This window comes from Pseudarthrobacter sp. B907 (assembly GCF_040137805.1).
In the GTDB taxonomy this organism is placed as follows: domain Bacteria; phylum Actinomycetota; class Actinomycetes; order Actinomycetales; family Micrococcaceae; genus Arthrobacter.
This window is the reverse complement of record NZ_JBEEQE010000003.1, coordinates 56,006-72,892: the sequence shown is the minus strand read 5'-3', so window position 1 is coordinate 72,892 and position 16,887 is coordinate 56,006. Positions and strand designations below refer to the sequence as shown.

General features: G+C 70.8%; 19 protein-coding genes and 1 riboswitch. Of the genes, 5 read left to right on the top strand and 14 right to left on the bottom strand.

Annotated features, from left to right (window positions below):
- Window positions 1–7: 7 nt before the first annotated feature.
- The 6 genes from hemC to hemE form a co-directional block, all read right to left on the bottom strand.
- The gene (hemC, locus tag ABLI39_RS03395; RefSeq protein WP_349412001.1) at window positions 8–1,006 is read right to left on the bottom strand and encodes a hydroxymethylbilane synthase; all 999 of its coding nucleotides are present in this window, start codon (window positions 1,004–1,006) and stop codon (window positions 8–10) included.
- A complete protein-coding gene (locus ABLI39_RS03390) occupies window positions 1,003–2,268 on the bottom strand; it encodes a ferrochelatase (RefSeq protein ID WP_349411999.1) in 1,266 nt (421 codons plus the stop codon). Before ABLI39_RS03390 ends, hemC begins: the two co-directional genes overlap by 4 nt.
- Window positions 2,265–2,978, bottom strand: a complete 714-nt coding sequence (gene hemQ, locus ABLI39_RS03385) for a hydrogen peroxide-dependent heme synthase (RefSeq protein ID WP_349411997.1) — start codon at window positions 2,976–2,978, stop codon at window positions 2,265–2,267. The genes ABLI39_RS03390 and hemQ overlap by 4 nt, the downstream gene beginning before the upstream one ends.
- A gap of 132 nt (window positions 2,979–3,110) precedes the next feature.
- Window positions 3,111–3,794, bottom strand: coding sequence for a hypothetical protein (locus tag ABLI39_RS03380; protein ID WP_349411996.1), 684 nt, complete (start codon window positions 3,792–3,794; stop codon window positions 3,111–3,113).
- Window positions 3,795–3,903: 109 nt separating this feature from the next.
- Window positions 3,904–5,415 carry a protoporphyrinogen oxidase gene (gene hemG, locus ABLI39_RS03375; RefSeq protein WP_349411994.1) on the bottom strand — a complete coding sequence of 504 codons (1,512 nt, stop codon included), beginning with the start codon at window positions 5,413–5,415 and terminating at the stop codon, window positions 3,904–3,906.
- Window positions 5,416–5,420: 5 nt separating this feature from the next.
- Window positions 5,421–6,554 (bottom strand): uroporphyrinogen decarboxylase, encoded by a 1,134-nt coding sequence (gene hemE, locus ABLI39_RS03370; protein WP_349411993.1) that lies wholly within the window; start codon window positions 6,552–6,554, stop codon window positions 5,421–5,423.
- Window positions 6,555–6,712: 158 nt separating this feature from the next.
- Here hemE and ABLI39_RS03365 point away from each other — a divergent pair, with 158 nt between their 5' ends.
- Window positions 6,713–8,059 carry a glutamyl-tRNA reductase gene (locus tag ABLI39_RS03365; protein ID WP_349411992.1) on the top strand — a complete coding sequence of 449 codons (1,347 nt, stop codon included), beginning with the start codon at window positions 6,713–6,715 and terminating at the stop codon, window positions 8,057–8,059.
- Between the two features lie 40 nt (window positions 8,060–8,099).
- Here the strand turns inward: ABLI39_RS03365 and ABLI39_RS03360 are convergent, their stop codons facing one another.
- Together ABLI39_RS03360 and moeB are read right to left on the bottom strand one after the other, a co-directional pair.
- Window positions 8,100–9,107 carry an SDR family NAD(P)-dependent oxidoreductase gene (locus tag ABLI39_RS03360; protein WP_349411990.1) on the bottom strand — a complete coding sequence of 336 codons (1,008 nt, stop codon included), beginning with the start codon at window positions 9,105–9,107 and terminating at the stop codon, window positions 8,100–8,102.
- A gap of 11 nt (window positions 9,108–9,118) precedes the next feature.
- Entirely contained in the window at window positions 9,119–10,330 is a 1,212-nt protein-coding gene (gene moeB / locus ABLI39_RS03355) for a molybdopterin-synthase adenylyltransferase MoeB (RefSeq protein WP_349411988.1), read from the bottom strand.
- Window positions 10,331–10,414: 84 nt separating this feature from the next.
- Between moeB and ABLI39_RS03350 the strand changes: the two genes are divergently transcribed.
- The 4 genes from ABLI39_RS03350 to ABLI39_RS03335 all read left to right on the top strand — a co-directional run bounded on the left by ABLI39_RS03350 (window position 10,415) and on the right by ABLI39_RS03335 (window position 12,211).
- Window positions 10,415–11,083, top strand: coding sequence for a TetR/AcrR family transcriptional regulator (locus tag ABLI39_RS03350; protein ID WP_395940416.1), 669 nt, complete (start codon window positions 10,415–10,417; stop codon window positions 11,081–11,083).
- Between the two features lie 78 nt (window positions 11,084–11,161).
- Window positions 11,162–11,386 carry a DUF3107 domain-containing protein gene (locus tag ABLI39_RS03345; protein WP_349411987.1) on the top strand — a complete coding sequence of 75 codons (225 nt, stop codon included), beginning with the start codon at window positions 11,162–11,164 and terminating at the stop codon, window positions 11,384–11,386.
- 65 nt (window positions 11,387–11,451) lie between these two features.
- Entirely contained in the window at window positions 11,452–11,754 is a 303-nt protein-coding gene (locus tag ABLI39_RS03340) for a cytochrome c-type biogenesis protein (protein ID WP_349411985.1), read from the top strand.
- Window positions 11,755–11,821: 67 nt separating this feature from the next.
- The gene (locus tag ABLI39_RS03335; protein ID WP_349411984.1) at window positions 11,822–12,211 is read left to right on the top strand and encodes a VOC family protein; all 390 of its coding nucleotides are present in this window, start codon (window positions 11,822–11,824) and stop codon (window positions 12,209–12,211) included.
- Between the two features lie 18 nt (window positions 12,212–12,229).
- On the opposite strand, the gene ABLI39_RS03330 is transcribed toward ABLI39_RS03335, so the two are convergent.
- The 6 genes from ABLI39_RS03330 to thiO all read right to left on the bottom strand — a co-directional run bounded on the left by ABLI39_RS03330 (window position 12,230) and on the right by thiO (window position 16,752).
- Window positions 12,230–12,622, bottom strand: a complete 393-nt coding sequence (locus tag ABLI39_RS03330; RefSeq protein ID WP_349411982.1) for a VOC family protein — start codon at window positions 12,620–12,622, stop codon at window positions 12,230–12,232.
- 5 nt (window positions 12,623–12,627) lie between these two features.
- Complete coding sequence (locus tag ABLI39_RS03325) at window positions 12,628–13,923, bottom strand: RNA polymerase sigma factor (protein ID WP_349411981.1); 1,296 nt, start codon at window positions 13,921–13,923, stop codon at window positions 12,628–12,630.
- 40 nt (window positions 13,924–13,963) lie between these two features.
- Window positions 13,964–14,290: a YciI family protein gene (locus ABLI39_RS03320; protein ID WP_349412201.1), complete on the bottom strand. Its 327-nt coding sequence runs from the start codon at window positions 14,288–14,290 to the stop codon at window positions 13,964–13,966.
- 130 nt (window positions 14,291–14,420) lie between these two features.
- The gene (locus ABLI39_RS03315) at window positions 14,421–15,230 is read right to left on the bottom strand and encodes a thiazole synthase (protein WP_349411979.1); all 810 of its coding nucleotides are present in this window, start codon (window positions 15,228–15,230) and stop codon (window positions 14,421–14,423) included.
- Window positions 15,231–15,235: 5 nt separating this feature from the next.
- Entirely contained in the window at window positions 15,236–15,472 is a 237-nt protein-coding gene (gene thiS / locus ABLI39_RS03310) for a sulfur carrier protein ThiS (RefSeq protein WP_349411977.1), read from the bottom strand.
- Window positions 15,469–16,752 (bottom strand): glycine oxidase ThiO, encoded by a 1,284-nt coding sequence (gene thiO / locus ABLI39_RS03305; protein WP_349411975.1) that lies wholly within the window; start codon window positions 16,750–16,752, stop codon window positions 15,469–15,471. Before thiO ends, thiS begins: the two co-directional genes overlap by 4 nt.
- Window positions 16,744–16,864: riboswitch (TPP riboswitch) on the bottom strand. It overlaps the preceding gene by 9 nt.
- Window positions 16,865–16,887 lie beyond the last annotated feature (23 nt).

The window sequence follows — 16,887 nt, the reverse complement described above, 5'->3', positions numbered from 1 at the left end:
GTTCGGCTCAGGAAGCGGCCAGGTCGGCGATGTCGGCGGCGCCGGCGGCCAGCAGCGCCTCGGCCAGCTCGATGCCCAGCAGGGTGGCGCCGACTTCCGACAGCCCGTCGGTGGCCTTCTTGTCGCGGACCGTTGCCGTGCCGTCCACGGCGCAGACCACGGCTTCGAGGTGCAGCATGCTGCCCTTACGTTGGGCGTAGGCGCCCACCGGGGCGGCACAGCCAGCCTCCAGCCGGGCCAGGAGCGCCCGTTCGGCCGTGACGGCCAGCCGGGTGTCCGGATCATCCAGGGCAGCCAGGGCCTGGGCGAGCACGCCCTGCGAGCCCTCGGTCGAGCCTGCCTTGCGGGGGGCGTCGCCGGTGCGGCATTCGATTGCGAGGGACCCCTGCCCGGCGGCGGGGAGCATCACGTTCGTCTCAAGGTATTCGCTGACGGCGTCGAGCCGGCCGATCCGGTGCAGTCCGGCGGCAGCGAGGACAACGGCGTCGAGGTCGCAGGACTTGCCCTCCACCACGGCGTCGGTGCTGTTGCCCGGCAGGCCGGGCACCCGGCCCAGCCGGGTGTCCACGTTGCCGCGGATGTCACGGATGTCCAGATCGGGGCGGGCGGCCCGCAGCTGCGCGGCCCGCCGCGGGGATCCCGTTCCCACGGTGGCGCCGGCAGGCAGTCCGGCGAGGGTAAGCCCGTCGCGGGCGCAGAGCACGTCGCGGACGTCGGCGCGCTTCGGCGTCGCAGCGAGCGTCAGGCCCAGGGCAGGACCGGTGGGCAGGTCCTTGAGCGAGTGGACCGCGACGTCGCACGCGTCCTGCAGCAGGGCATCACGCAGCGCGGCCACGAACACGCCGGTGCCGCCCATCTGCGACAGCGAGCCGGTCAGGACGTCGCCGTCGGTGCGGATCTGCACGAGGTCCACCGGGAATCCGCCGACGGCGGCCAGCTGGTCCGCGGTCTGCTGGGTCTGGGTCAGGGCAAGTTTGCTGGCCCGGGTGCCGATCCGGACGGTCACGGCGCAGCCTGGCCAGCCGGAGCGGTGGCGCCGGAGGGCGCCGGGTAGGGGTCGTGGCCCGTGCCGACGCTGGTGTCCGCGCCGGCGATGGTGGGCTTTTCGCCGCGGAAATTGGCGCAGCAGCCGGGCCGGCAGACGTCGTACCAGGGGCCGAGTTTGGTCAGGTGCGGCCGGTCGGCGATGTTATTGGCGGCGGTCCGTTCGGAGATCAGATCCACGATGCCGGCGACGAACTTCCGGTGCGTCCCGGGCGTGGGCACGCGGGTGGCCGCCACACCGAGCTTGCCGCAGGTTTCGAGGGCCTCGGTGTCGAGGTCCCAGACCACTTCCATGTGGTCGCTGACGAAGCCCAGCGGCACAATCACGACGCCCTTGACTCCCTGGCCGGCGAGTTCCTCGATGGCATCGTTGATGTCGGGTTCCAGCCACGGCACGTGCGGGGCGCCGGAGCGGGACTGGTACACGAGGGACCACGGGGCGGTGTCGCCGGACTCGGCTTCGACCCGGCGGATGACCTCGGTGCCGGTCGCGAGGTGCTGGGCGACGTACGCGGAGTCTTCCTCGAACTGGCGCGGCTCGGCCTCGGAGCGGCCGGCCGCCTCGGCGTCGCGGGTGGGGATCGAGTGGGTGGCGAACAGGATGTGGACCGGGGCGTCCGGGGTTCCGGCGGCGGCCAGCTGGGCGCGGACGTCGGCGAGGCCGGCGGCGGTGCCCTCAACGAACGGCTCCACAAAGCCCGGGTGGTCGAAGTACTGGCGGACCTTGTCCACTTCGAGTTTGCCGTCCAGCCCGGTTTCGGCCAGCGCCATGCCGATGTCCTCGCGGTACTGCCGGCAGCTGGAGTAGCAGGAGTAGGCACTGGTGGTGATCATCAAGACCTTGCGGTGCCCGGCGTCGTAGATCTCCTGCAGGGTCTGCGGGATGTAGGGGTCCCAGTTGCGGTTGCCCCAGAAGACCGGCAGGGCGATGCCGCGGGCGGCGAGTTCGGCTTCCATGGCCGCCTTGAGCCGGCGGTTCTGGGCGTTGATGGGGCTGATGCCGCCGTTGGCGCGGTAGTGGTGCGAGACCTCTTCGAGCCGTTCGTCCGGGATGCCGCGGCCGCGGGTGACGTTACGCAGGAACGGGATGACGTCTTCCTGGCCCTCGGGGCCGCCGAAGGAGGCGAGCAGTACGGCGTCGTAGTCCTTGGGGTCCATCCGGCCGGCCTCGGTGACGGGATTCACGGCGGTGAGGGCTGCTTCCTGCGGATCGAGCGGGCTCACGCGAGCACCTCGGCGATTTCGACGGCGCTGACGCGGCGGCCGGTGTAGAAGGGGATTTCTTCCCGGACGTGGTGGCGGGCCTCGGTGGCGCGCAGGTGGCGCATCAGGTCCACGAGGTCCACGAGTTCCGGGGCTTCGAGGCCCAGGATCCATTCCCAGTCGCCGAGCGCGAAGGAGGAAACGGTGTTGGAGATGACCTGCGGGAAGTCGCGGCCGAGCAGTCCGTGGTCGCGGAGCATCGCGCCGCGCTCGGCGTCCGGCAGCAGGTACCACTCGTAGGAGCGCACAAACGGGTAGACGCAGAGCCACTCTGCCGGTTCCACGCCGCGGGAGAAGGCCGGGGTGTGGTTCTTGGCGAATTCCGCCTCGCGGTGCACGCCCATGGCGGACCAGGCGATCTCGGTGCCGGTGAAGAGCTTGCTGCGGCGGATGTCGCGCACCGCCCGCTGCAGCGCCTCGGCCTTGGGCCCGTGCAGCCAGATCATGATGTCTGCGTCCGCCCGCATCGCGGAGACGTCGTAGCTGCCGCGGTGGACGACGCCGTCCCCGGCCAGCCGCCCCAGGAGGGCTTCGAAGTCCTCGGCGGCGTCGCCGCTGCGCAGGACGTCGGCGGAGCGCTTGAAGACCGTCCAGAGCGTGAAGAACTGCTCGGTGGAGTCCTCGGCTGCTGTTCCGGTTTTAGTGACAGATTCGGCAGAAGTGTGGCTCATGGATACCAGTCTGCCCCCTCCCCCGAGCTAAGTCGAAATAGAGCACTTCTACAGGGCGTAGAAGTGCTCAATTTCACAACGCCGTCGTCCGGCGAGCCCGGACGGCCACAGGATGGCCCGGCGGCGGCCGGCCTAGATCCGGCGCATCCGCAGGGCCACAGCGCCGGCGCCCAGGGAGACGGCCACCAGGCAGATGCCCCATCCCACCAGGGCGGAGGGCCCGGACGGTTCGACGGCGGAGGCGGCCTGCATCTTGTCACCGGAGGATGCGGTCGCCGTCGGCGCGGCTGCCTTGGCGGCGGAGATCGTGGTGGCGGACTGGGAGGTGACGCTGGGGGCGGCCGACGGCGTGCCGGCCGCCGTGTCCGGGGCGGCCGCGGCGGGGGCCTCCGCGGCGGGCGCCTCCGGGGCGGGCGCCTGGCCTGCCGGCTGCAGCGCTGCCGGGACCGGCTGCGGGGCGAGCGTCCCGGGCCCGGCGGGCGCGGCTGAAGCCCGCTGCTCCGGCGTCTGCGACGGAGCAGGCGCGGTGGTCGTCGACGGAGGTGTGCTGCGGGTCGGGGCGGTGCTGCCGGAGGACGGCGACGGCGTGGGAGACGGGGACGGGGATCCCAGCAGGCCGCCGATCACGTCGTCGATGCCGACGGAAATCGAGGCCGTCGGCGCGTTCGGGCTGGGCGTTGGCGAGGCCGCCTGGGTGGCAGGAACCCCTGCAGTGAGAGCCAGTACCGCTCCGAGCGCCGCCACCGCTGTGCCGCGTCGAAGTCCCCCATGGTGACCGGCCGGCGTTTCTGGAACTTCGGACCTGTGCATAACCATGGTCATCGAGCCTAGCCGCTGAAGGCCGGCGGGGAAAATTTGCCGAAACGGCCCCTTTCCGGCTAGCACGCAGCGAAAGGGACCCGCAGCCCGGGCCCAGGCACACGCTCTAGGGAAGCAGGGACGCCACTTGCTTGGGTGTGTCGGCGACGATCGCGGCGAGCCCGTTTCCGGACAGCCAGCCGCCGACGACGGCGAGGTTTCCCTCCGCCGCGCAGAGCTTCCGGACCTCGTCGACGCGCCGCTTGTGGCCCAGCGCGGCAAACGGCAGGGCACCGGACCACCGCACCACGTCCCAGCCGACGACGTCGGTCTGCGACAGCGGGACGCCCAGCAGCGCGGAGGCGTCCTCCAGAGCTGCCTCGAACAAGTCCTCGTCGCGCCCGGGCCCGGGCCCGGGCGCGGTAACGGCGCCGTTTTCCGGGAGGTGTTCGCCGCGGCCGTAGGACAGGCGGAGCACGTGCCTGCCGGGCTGCGTGCGCTCGGCCAGCCAGGCCCATTTCGCGGTCGCGTGGGTGAGTGCCTTGGCCCGGACGCCGGGGCTCTGCGGGGCCACGAGCACACCGGTGCCGCGCGGCGCGGCGTCGAGGGAGGGACGGTCCAGGACCAGGGTCACCAGGCGCACGTCGGGGCCCGCGTCCGGGCGGAGGGCGGCCAGGGCGGGGATGGTGCCGGCGAGCAGCCCGACGGCGGCCGGGCCTTCCACCGCGACCACCAGCCGCCCGGCGTCGAACCGGTCTCCTCCGGCGGTGACGCGCCAGCCGCCCGGGATGCGCTCCACCGCGTCGGCGCGGGTCCCGCTGAGCAGGGTGGCGCCCAGACCGCGCAGTTCGGCGAGGAGGGCGGTGATCAGGGTGTGCATGCCGCCGCGGAGGCCGGCGACGGCGGAGCCCGCTTTCTGCGGGCCAGGCTGACCGGCGCCCCGTTGGGCAGCCGGGCCGGCGGGGCCGCGGCGCTGTGCGGCCACGGCGGCGGCGAGGGAGCCGTGGGTGCGGAGGCCGGCGCGCAGGCCGGGCGCCACCATGTCCACATCCAGCAGGGCCGGGTCGGCCGAGTGCACGCCGCCTACCACCGGCGCGACAAGCCGCTCCAGCACCCGCCTGCCCATCCGGGCCCGGACCAGGTCGGCGACGCTGGTGGCGGCTGCGGCCGTCCCCACGGATGCCGGCAGCAGGGCGTCGAACGAGGCGCGGAGGGAGCCGATCAGGCCGAGGGAGCGCCGGACCTCGGGGTCCCAGGGGTTGGCCGGGATGCCAAGGACCCCGGTCTTCGGCAGTTCCCGGGGGCCTTCGGGCAGCTGGACCCAGGCGCCGCCGGGGTTCGGCTGGACGATCTGCGCGCCGAGGCCGAGTTCCCCGGCCAGGGTGGCCACCGCCGCCGAGCGGGTGGCGAAGGATTCCGCGCCGCTGTCCAGGGTCAGGCCGGCCACGACGTGGCTGCCGACGCAGCCGCCCCACTCTCCGGAGGCTTCAAGCACCGTGGTCCGGACGCCCGCACGGGCCAGCTCCCTCGCGGCGAGCAGACCGGAGATGCCGCCGCCCACGACCACGGCCGTGGGCGCGGAAGCGGCTAGGCCAGCAGCGGCGGACCGTCCAGTGGCGGCGTCAGGGTCGGTGTCCATGGGGTTTACTCCGGGGAGATGGAGTGGATCAGTTCCACCACGCGGGTCAGGACCGCCGCGTCAGTTTCCGGGGGCACACCGTGGCCGAGGTTCAGGACATGGCCCGGGGCCGAGGCGCCGGCGGCAATGACCTCACGGACGTGGGCTTCGAGGATCTCCCACGGCGCGGAGAGCAGGGCCGGGTCGATGTTGCCCTGCAGCGGCACGGTGCCGCCGAGCCGGCGGTTGGCCTCGTCCAGCGGCAGCCGGTAGTCCACGCCGACGACGTCGACGCCGACGTCGCGCATGGCGACGAGCAGTTCGGAGGTGCCGGTGCCGAAGTGGATCAGCGGGGCACCGAGGTGCCGGACGTGGTCCAGGGCGCGGGCAGATGCCGGTGCCACGAAGCGCTTGTAGTCGGCCAGCCCGAGGGAGCCGGCCCAGGAGTCAAAGAGTTGCCCGGCGGAGGCACCGGCCTCGAGCTGCGCGCGCAGGAACAGGCCGGAGGCGTCCGCGGCCCAGTTGGCCAGCGCGGTCCAGGTCTCGGGATCGGCGTGCATCATGGTGCGGGGGCCGAGGTGGTCGCGGGAGGGCTTGCCCTCGACCATGTACGCGGCCAGGGTGAACGGCGCGCCGGCGAACCCGATCAGCGGGGTGCTTCCGAGTTCGGCCACGGTCAGCCGCACGGCTTCGCGGATCGGCTCCAGGGCCTCCCAGCTCAGCTGCGGCAGGGCGGCGACATCTGCGGCGGTGCGCACCGGCTTTTCCAGCACCGGACCGACGCCGGGGACGATGTCCACGCCGACGCCGGCCAGCTTGAGCGGGATGACGATGTCGGAGAAGAAAATGGCTGCGTCGACGTCGTGCCGGCGCACGGGCTGGAGGGTGATCTCCGAGGCGAGTTCGGGGCGCAGGCACGAGTCCAGCATGGCCACGCCCTCACGGACCTTGAGGTATTCCGGCAGCGAGCGGCCGGCCTGTCGCATGAACCAGACGGGGCGCCGGGAGGGCTTGCCGCCACGGTAGGCCGTAATCAGCGGCGAGTCGGCGGTGCGGCCGTCCATCAGGGGGTGGCCGGCGTCGAGACTGTTGTGTGCCGTGCCGTCGTTTGCCGGGCCGTTGGTTGCAGTGCCGTTCATTGCCGCCGCGCTAGGAGTCATGCCTTTGATTGTGCCGAAAATCAGTCTCAAAAGATAACGACAACCTGTCAGCTGCGGCCCTGCCGGCCCCGTCGTGGCGGGAATCACAGCCCGGGGTGCGCAGTCCCACGCCCGGTAGTTGTTCTACACGGACGCGAAAAAGCTATGATTGTCCTGCTGTGGTTCTTTTCTCATTGGTGGCTACACACGCCGACATCGACCTCGAGACCGTTGCTCAACTGAGCACCGGCGCTTCGGGGCTGGCCACATCCGCCCTCGCCGGATCGCCGGCCGTGGCGGGTGCCGTTGTCCTTGCCACCTGCAACCGCTTCGAGATCTACGGCGAAGCCCCGCACCCGGACGACGTCGAGGCGGCCCGCGCCGCCCTGGTGTCCCAGATCAGCGGCGCCAGCGGGCTGAACGAGCAGATCGTCTCCCGTTCCTTTAATACGCGCACCGGCCCGGACGTCACCCGTCACCTGTTTGCGGTCAGCTCCGGCCTGGACTCCGCCGTCGTCGGCGAACGCGAAATCGCCGGCCAGGTCCGCCGCGCCCTGATCACCGCCCAGCACGAGGGCACCGCCAGCTCCGGCCTGGTGCGGCTCTTCCAGGCCGCCTCGAAAACCGCCAAGGACGTCGGCGCGCAGACCGCGCTCGGCTCACGCGGGCTGTCCATCGTCTCCGTCGCCCTGGACCTCGCGACCGACCTCTCGGAAAACCCCGACTGGTCCAGCAAGAAGGCCGTCGTCTTCGGCACCGGCGCCTACGCCGGCGCCACCATGTCGCTGCTGCGCGAACGCGGCTGCACCGACATCTCCGTCTTCTCCTCCTCCGGCCGCGCCGCCGGCTTCGTCGCCACCCGCGGCGGCACCGCCCTGGACAGCGACTCCCTGCCGGACGCCGTCGCGGCCGCCGATGTGATGATCGGCTGCAGCGGCTCCGACAACCGGGTCGAAGCCGCCGAACTGGCCCGGATCCGGTCCGCGTCGCCGCAGCCGCTGATCGCGATCGACCTGGCCCTCACCCACGATTTCGACCCGGCCGTCGCCGAGCTCGACGGCGTCGAGCTGCTGACGCTCGAATCCGTCCGGCTGGCCGCCCCGCAGGAACAGGCGGAGTCCCTGAACCAGGCCAGCGGCATCGTCGACGGCGCCGCGACGGCTTTTGAGCAGGAACGCGAGGCGCGCTCGGTCGATTCTGCGATCGTCGCCCTGCGCCGTCACACCATGGACGTGCTCGACGCTGAGATGGAAAAGGTGCGCGCCCGCCACGGCTGCACCGCGGCGGCCGAGGAAGTCGAGTTCGCGCTGCGCCGGATGGTCAAGCAGCTGCTGCACGTACCCACCGTCCGCGCCCGAGAACTCGCCGCGAACGGCCAGCAGGACGACTACGTGGCCGGCCTCGAGGCCGTCTACGGCATCACGGTCGAACAGCCGGCAGCCCGCCGCGCGGCCGAATCCGAGGCGCAGTGCCCGGTCGACCACAGCGCACTTCCCGCCGTCGAGAGCGGCCGGGAAACGGCCTAGGCCCCCCGGGCCCACGCTGTGGCCCGGTCCGGCGCCAGGCCTACCGCCCGGCGAAGGCGTTGATCCCCGTCAGTTCGGCGGACAGTCTCCAGAGGCGCTCGGCGTCGGCGCGGTCCACGGCGTGGGCGTCCACTCCCCTGATCCGCGCCTCCGGGGTTCCCGGCTCCGTCGGTTCGGCAATGTCGCAGTCCTCGCAATAGACCCCGCCCATGCCCGCCAGCCGCGGCGAGGTGGCGGCCCAGACGGACGTGGCGGCGCCCTGGGCCGGTGTCTTGAACCGCTCGTTGAGGTTGCCGTCCGCGTCCATCCAGCCGGAGGCGATCATCTCCTCCCGGGGCAGGTGGCGCTGCAGTTCGGTCATAATGCCGCCCGGGTGCACGGCAAAGGCCCGGACACCGGACCCCTTCCCGAGGGCGTCCAGCTGCACGGCAAACAGCGCGTTCGCCGTCTTCGCCTGCCCGTACGCCTTCCATTTGTCATAGCCGGAGTCGAAATTGATGTCCTCGAAGCGGATCGGCGAGAGCTTGTGGCCGGTGGAGGACAGGGCCACCACACGGGCTCCCTCCCCCGCGGCCAGTGCAGGCCACAGCAGGTTGGTGAGCGCGAAGTGGCCCAGGTGGTTCGTGGCGAACTGGGATTCCCAGCCCGGGCCGACGCGCTGCTCGGGGCTGGCCATGATGGCGGCATTGTTGATCAGGATGTCCAGGCTGCCGGCCTCGCCGAGGAAGCCGGAGGTGAGGAAGCCTTCCGCGAACTCCCGCACGCCGGACAGCTCGGCGAGGTCCAGCCCGGCGACGCCGACACCGTCCAGCCCGGCATCGTCCACGACCCTCCGGGCGTGCTCGGGTCGCCGCGCCGGCACCATCACGCGGGCTCCGGCCGAGGCCAGCGCCCGCACGGTCTCCAGGCCGAGCCCCGAGTAGCCGCCGGTGACAATGGCGGCCTTCCCGGCCAGGTCCAGCCCCGCGACCACCTCCGCCGCCGTCGACCGCGGGCCAAAACCCGAGCCGATCTTGTGCTGCGGGGTCAGGCCGTTATGCTCGCTCATCGCAATGCCTCTCAGTAGACCGGTTTGCTTGGCTCGACGTCGCGCACCCAGGCGAGGATGCCGCCCTCGAGGTGGCTGACCCGTTCGTAGCCGGCCGCACGGGCAGCGGCCAGCACGGCGGCGGAGCGGGTGCCGCCCTTGCAGTGGAACACAATGTCGGTGTCCTGCGGAAGCTCGGCCCATGCGTCGCCGGCCAGGATCCTCCCCTGCGGGATCAGCGTGGCGCCTTCGATGCTGACAATCTCGAATTCACCGCTTTCGCGGACGTCCACAAGCTGGAAGTCCTTCAGTCCGGCCTTGCGCGAGGCGAGCATGGTGGCGAGCTGCGTGGCGGTGACGGTGTGCTCGGTCCCGGCGTCGGCGGTTGGCGTGATCCCGCAGAACGCCTCGTAGTCGGTGAGTTCGGTGACGCGCGGAGCCTCGGGGTCCCGGGAGACCTTGATCTCGCGCCAGCTGCCGCCGAGCGCGTCGAACAGCGCCACCCGCCCCAGCAGGGAACGCCCGACGCCGGTGATGAGCTTGACCGCCTCGGTCACCATGAGGGACCCGACGGCGGCGCACAGCATGCCGAACACTCCGCCTTCCCCGCATGAGGGGACGGACCCCGCGGGCGGCGCCTCCGGATACAGGTCCCGGTACGTCGGGCCGTGCTGCTCCCAGAACACACTGACCTGCCCGTCGAAGCGGAAGATCGAACCCCACACGTAGGGCTTGCCGAGGATCGAGGCCGCGTCGTTGACGAGGTAGCGGGTGGCGAAGTTGTCGGCACCGTCAACGATCAGGTCGTAGCCGGCGAAGAGCTCCAGGGCGTTGGCGGCGTCGAGCCGGACGTGGTGCAGCCGGACCTCCACCAGGGGGTTCAGCGCGGCGATGGCGTCGCGGGCGGACTCGGTCTTGGGCCGGCCGACGTCGGCCACGCCGTGGATTACCTGGCGCTGGAGGTTGCTCAGGTCCACGTCGTCGTCGTCGATGATGCCCAGGGTTCCCACCCCGGCGGCGGCCAGGTAGAGCAGGGCGGGCGAGCCGAGGCCGCCGGCGCCGATCACGAGGACCTTGGCGTTCTTCAGGCGGCGCTGCCCGAGGGAGCCGATCTCGGGAATGATCAGGTGGCGGGAGTAGCGCTCCACCTCCTCGGGCGTGAGGCCGTCCGCCGGTTCGACCAGCGGTCCGGGCGCCGGTGCCGGTGTTGCGGGGGTGCCGTTTGCGGTCAACTTGGAAGCCATACTTCAATCTATGCCCGAAGTTGCCGCCAGGTCATATTACCCCCGCGTAAAGTGGAGCTAACAGCGAGGGAAAGTAGGCCGACAGTGGTTCATCAGGCACCGGTTGAGCGGGGACATACCGGAAAGTCGCCGGCCGGCCCGACGCGCGGCGGGACGCAGCGTTCGGCGCGGCTCCCGCGCGATGAACGGCGCGCCCAGCTGCTCGCCGCCGCGCAGGAGGTCTTTGTGGCCAACGGTTACCACGGCGCGGCCATGGACGAGATCGCCGAAACGGCGCACGTGAGCAAACCGGTGCTGTACCAGCACTTTCCGTCCAAGCGCGACCTCTACCTGGCGCTGCTGGACAGGCACCTGTCTGCCCTCACCGAGCTTATGCTGGGGGCCCTGAATTCCACCACGGACAACGACGAACGCGTCCAGGCCGTGATGCGCGCCTACTACCGCTTCATCGCGAACGACGACCAGGCCCACCGGCTGGTCTTCGAATCGGACCTGGTCAACGACGTCGACGTGAGTGCGCGGCTGGAAACGTTCAACAAGACGTTCGCCGACGCCATCGCGAAGGTCATCGCCGAGGACACCAAGCTGCCGCTCCTGGAAGCCCAGCTCCTGGGCCGCGGCCTGGCCGGAATGGCGCAGGTCAGCGCCCGGTACTGGCTGGAAACCGACGGGAACCTGGACCTCGATGTGGCCAGCGACCTGATCTACCGTTTAGCTTGGCGCGGAATCTCCCGCTTCCCCAAAGAGTCCTAGAGTACAAATAGAGAAACCCTCGTAGAGAAAACTCGTAGAGAAGACACTGAACACTTTGATTGGCTGGGAGGCCTTGCTGTGGAAGTAAAGATCGGCATTCAGAACATCGGCCGCGAAATTGCCCTGGAATCGAACCAGGACGCGGACGCGGTGGCGAAGCTTGTGGGCGAGGCCATCTCCAAGGGCACCGAACTTCGACTGACCGATGAGAAGGGCCGCCAGATCATCATCCCGGCGAACGTCCTGGGCTATGTCGAAATCGGCGCCGAGGAAGTCCGCCGCGTCGGTTTCGGCGCCCTCTAGGCACCGCTCACCGGATCCGCACCCCCGCCCCGCAGTTCACAAATGCACTTCACAAAGGAGCCTGAATGCTGTCCCTGATTGTGGTCGCCATGGTGGCCGTGGCTGCGGGGTTCGTGGTCTGGGCCAACGATAAACGGCACGCCAAGTACGGCATCAGTGTGCCCGCCGGGATTGCCCTCGGCGTGGGGATGCTGAGCTGGATCATCTTTATGGTGGCCGGCTTCGGCTACCTGCCGGGCCTGACCTGGATCCCATGGGTCCTGCCCCTGCTGCTGGGCACTGCCGCGGCCATCGGCGCCGTGATCTATCTTGGCCGGTCCCGCACCCGGCAGGATACGGCGCGGATGTCCGCCATCCTGCGGCTCTAACGCGAAAGCCCTCAGCAGTGTGGCCACTCCCCCACGGGTGGGTGGCCACACTGCTAACGTGGCAGCCATGACGTCTCCTCAGATCACCCTTGGTGCGGTAAACCTGGAGGCCCAGGATCCAGCCGGGCTTGCCGAATTTTGGGCATCCGTGACCGGCGCCTCGCCTTCACCCGGAGGTGACAGCGTCTACCTGCCACCGGCCGGCCCCGGAGGGTTCGCAATGTTCTTCCAACCGATGACCGGTCCCCGCCCCGAACACCAAACGTTCCACCTGGACCTGACCGTCCCTTGGGGGTCACGACAGTCCGAGGTCGATCGTCTCCTCGGCCTCGGTGCCACCTACCGGTGGGACGTCCTGGACGAATTCCCGCACGTGCAGTGGACCACCCTGGCTGATCTGGAGGGGAACCTCTTCTGCGTGGCCGAACACCCGCCTACTGCCCCGCGGGATGTTTGAGCAGAGATTGCCTCTGCCCTAGCCCTGAAAGGCTTCCTTCGCCCCAGGGGACGTGGATTCCTGGATGACCCAGCGGTTTCCGTCCGGGTCGCTGAAATAGGCGAAGGCGATCCCGCCCATGTCCTGGACCTCACTGATCTCGGCTCCGCGCCGCAGCAGTTCGGTACGGGTGGCCGCCATGTCCGGGACGACCAACTGCAGCCCTTCGAGGCTCCCGGGGGCCATGGTGGTCATGCCCGTGCCGACGACTATCGAGGTGGCGGAGCCGGGCGGCGTCAGCTGCACCACCCGCATGCCGGGAATGTATTCCACGTCATGGTCCAGCGCGAAGCCGAGCTTCTCGGTGTAGAACGATTTGGCCGCATCGACGTCGGCGACAGGCACTTGAACGACTTCCAGACGCATCTCCATGCGCATCACAGTACTCCCGATTCTTCCGGGCGGGTTTCCGCCAGGCGTTTGTTGAGGTAGCGCCGCTCGGCCTCGGAGGGCGCCAGTTCCCGGGCGCGCCGGTATTCATGGCCGGCCTCCGGCATCCGGCCGAGGCGGCGAAGGAGGTCCGCCTTCGCGGCGGGCAGGAGGTAGTACCCCTCCAGCGACCGGGTCCGTTCCAGCCGGGCGATGAGTTCCAGACCCGCGTCCGGCCCCTGGGACATGGCGACGGCGACGGCGCGGTTGAGTTCGACGACCGGTGACGGCGCCAGCTGCGCGAGCCGGTCGTACAGCTGGGCCAGGCGGGCGAAGTCGGTGCTGCCGAAGTCGGAGGCGGTCATGTGGCACGCGGCGATGGCGGCCTGGATCCGGTAGCTGCCGGGCCGGGCGCCGCGTGTAATGCCGATCCGGTCGGCGGCGGACAGCAGGTCCAGCGCCTCCGCCGTGGCTGACCGGTCCCACCGTCCGCGGTCCTGGTCTTCCAGCGTCACCAGGTCCCCGGCGGCGTCGGTGCGCGCATTCCGCCGGCCGTGCTGGAACAGCATCAGCGCCAGCAGTCCCATGGCCTCGGGCTGCTGCGGCGACCCGTCGAGCAGCGCGATCAGCAGCTGGTTGAGCCGAATCGCTTCCCGGGCAAGGGGTTCCCGGATCAGGGTGTCGGCGCCGGTGGCGGCATACCCTTCGTTGAACATGAGGTACAGCACGGCCAGGATCCCCGCGGTGCGTTCGGCGATCAGCTCCGGCGGGGGCACCCGGTAGGGGATCCCGGCGTCGCGTATTTTGGCGCGGGCGCGGACCAGCCGTTTTGCCATGGTCGCCTCCGAAACAAGAAACGCGCGGGCGATCTCGCCCGTCGTCAGGCCCGCCACGGTGCGCAGGGTCAGGGCCACCCGTGCCTCCAGCGCGAGGGCCGGATGGCAGCAGGTGTGGATCAGGCGCAGCCGGTCGTCGCCGTCCCCCGGGTCGCCGGGGGCGGCGTCAGCCAGCGCTTCGAGCTCAGCTAGAATCCCGAGTTCCCGCACCGCCCTCTTTTCGCTGGCAGCGCTCCGCATCCGGTCAATCGCCCTGTTCCTGGCGACGGTGGTCAGCCACGCCCCGGTGTTGTCCGGGATTCCACGCTCCGGCCAGTCGACCAGGGCGCGCGCGAAGGCGTCCTGGACGCAGTCCTCCGCCAGGCTCCAGTCGCCCGTGACGCGGATGAGGGTGGCGTTGATCCGCGCGGTCTCCGCGGCGGAGGCCTCTTCGATGGCGGTCCGCACGTCCTTTACTTCAGCCTTCACGGGACCCCGACGTCCGTCATCGCCGGCTCCGGGCCGGCCGCTAGGATCCGAACGGCCACACGGGCCGAATCTCGATCTTGCCGAATCGTGCCATCGGGTGCTTGGATGCGACCTCGATCGCCTCATCAAGATCGGCGCAGGCGATGATGTCGTAGCCCGCCACCCATTCCTTGGTCTCGGCAAAGGGGCCGTCACTGACAACCAGCTCGCCGGCGCGCACCTTGACCGTGGTTGCGTCCTCGACAGGACGCAGCCGGTCCCCGTGCCGGGCGATGCCCCGGGCCTCCACCTCGGCCGCCCATTCCTCGATGTTGTCCTCGGCGGCCACATATTCCGGCGCGGTGGGATCGGTACAGATAAAAAGCATGTAGTCCACAAGTGCTCCTTCTAGTCGGTCGATACATCAGTACGACGAGGACGATGCCGCCAAGAGGACACCTGCCGCCACATTTCTTTTCAGGAATGGTACTCCGGCCGGTGTTCCGGCACCGGAACCGCTAAAGGAACTCGGCGCGGCCCTCCATGGCGGACGAGGCGAGGGCATGCTCGCGGCGCGGGATCCGGCCGGCGTTCCGGGCAAGCCTGCCGGCGATGACGGCGTGTTTGAAGGCTTCCCCCATCATCGCCGGGTCCTGGGCGCGGGTCACGGCGGTGGCGAGGAGCACGGCGTCGCAGCCCAGTTCCATCGCGAGCGCCGCGTCGGAGGCGGTGCCGATGCCGGCGTCGAGCACCACCGGCACCGACGCCCGGGAGACGATCAGTTCGATGTTGTGCGGGTTCAGGATGCCCAGGCCGGTGCCGATCGGGGCGCCGAGGGGCATCACGGCGGTCGCGCCGAGGTGTTCGAGCCGGAGGGCGAGCACCGGGTCATCGTTCGTGTAGGCGAAGACCTTAAACCCGCGGGCCACCAGCTGTTCGGTGGCCTCCACGAGTTCCACGGCGTCTGGCAGCAGCGTGTGCTCGTCGGCGATCACCTCGAGTTTCACCCAGTCCGTCTCGAGTGCTTCCCGGGCCAGCTCGGCCGTGAGGACGGCGTCCCGGGCGGTGAAGCAGCCGGCGGTGTTGGGCAGCACCCGGATGTTCCGCTCCGCCAGCAACTGGAACAGCGAACCGGTTTCGGCCGGCCAGTAGCGGCGCATTGCCACCGTGGTGAGTTCGGTTCCGGAGGCCACCAGGGCGGTGCCGAGGCCGTCCAGGCTCGGCGCGCCGCCGGTCCCCATGATCAGCCGCGAGCCCAGTTCCACCCCGTCGATCGTCAGCGGATCCCGGCGTGTCTGCCGCGTTGCGGTCGGTGCTGTTTCTCCCATGGTGTTCATCCTCCCTGGACTGCCGTGACGAGCTCGACGTCGTCGCCCTCGGCGAGCGCCGTCGCGTGCCAGCGGCTGCGCGGTACCACCTCGGCGTTGCGGGCGACGGCGACGCCGAGCTTCCGGCCGTCCGTGGCCTGGCCGTCGGCGGCCAGCGGCCGGCCGGTGACGACGCTGACCAGGGCGCTGACCGTGGCGCCGTCGGCGAGGGTGTGCTGTGCCCCGTTGAGCCTGATGTTCATGCTGTTGTCCTGTCGTTCGGTGAAAAGTCCTGTGCTGATTCCCGGCGGGCGGAGAAGCGGTCCGGGCGGAACCCGGCCCAGCGCGGGTCCGGCGGGCCGTCCAGCAGCTCCCGGCAGACCGCGGCGGCCACCGGGGTCAGCAGGACGCCGTGCCGGAAGAAGCCGGTGGCGATGATCAGCCCCTCGACGTCGCCGCCGGAGCCAGGGCGGCGAACGCGCCCCAGGAGCGGGGCATTGTCCGGCGTTCCCGGCCGTGCCCGTGCCGTGGCCTCGAGCAGTTCGAGTTCGGCGACGGCGGGGAGCAGCTGCTGGGCGTCGCGGAGCAGCTGGTAGACGCCGCCGGCGGACACCGCGCCGGACTCCGTGGGCGCATCCTCGCGCTGGGTCGCTCCGATCACGACCGTGCCGTCCTCCCGCGGGACGATGTACACCGGCACCCCCCGGACCAGTCCCCGCACGGTGGAGCGCAGCAGCGGCCGGAGCTGTGGCGGCACACGGAGCCGGAGGATGTCCCCGTAGACCGGGCGCAGCGGCAGGGCGAGTCCCCCGGGCAGGCCCTGCAGGTCCGCCGCCCCGAGGCCGTTGGCCACGACGGTCTCGTCGGCGCGGATCTCGCCGCCGCCCTCGAGGCTGGCGCCGGCAACGCGGCCGCCGTCCCAGAGCAGCCCGGCGGCGCGGCGGGGCACGGCCGCGAACCGGCCGTCCGCGCGCAGCAGCGCTCCGATCCTGGCCAGCAGCCGGCGTGGGTCCACCTGGTGGTCGGCGGGTATGTCGAGGGCGCAGGAGATGCCGGGGCTGAGCAGCGGCTCGCGGGCCCGCGCCTCACGCACGGTCAGCGGCTCCACGGCGAGGCCGCAGGCCTGCTGCACGGCCCGCAGGTCCGCGAGTGCCCGGCGGTCCGCCGCATCCGCGCCGACGGCGAGGGTCGGCGTCGTGAGATACCCGGTGCCGCCCGCCCCTTCCGGGCCGGACCCGGTACCGCCGTCCAGGGCCCCGTCGAGGCCGGCGGCGAAGCCCGGCCACAGCCGGGCGGCCTCCAGCATGAGCGCGAGGAGCGCTTCCTCCTGGTAGTGGAGTTCGCTGACGGGGGCCAGCATGCCGGCGGCGGCCCAGCTGGCCCCGCTGCCGGGAGCGTCGTCGATCAGCGCCACGGAACGGCCCGACTGGAGCGCTTCCCAGGCGATCCCGTGGCCGACCACCCCGCCGCCGATCACGGCGACGTCGTACCGGTGTGCTGAGGGGTCCGTCGGGGCGGCCAATGGCGGGACTGGTGCGTCCATAGGTTTCCTTCCCTACGCCGGTACTAGCCGGATCAGGTCAAGCGGTCGGCTCTGACGCCCTCTCAGCCCGGCGGCCGTGTGGCGGCCTACGCGGGCTCCCGCGGTATGCGCCCAGTTTAGAGGAACTAGGCTTGG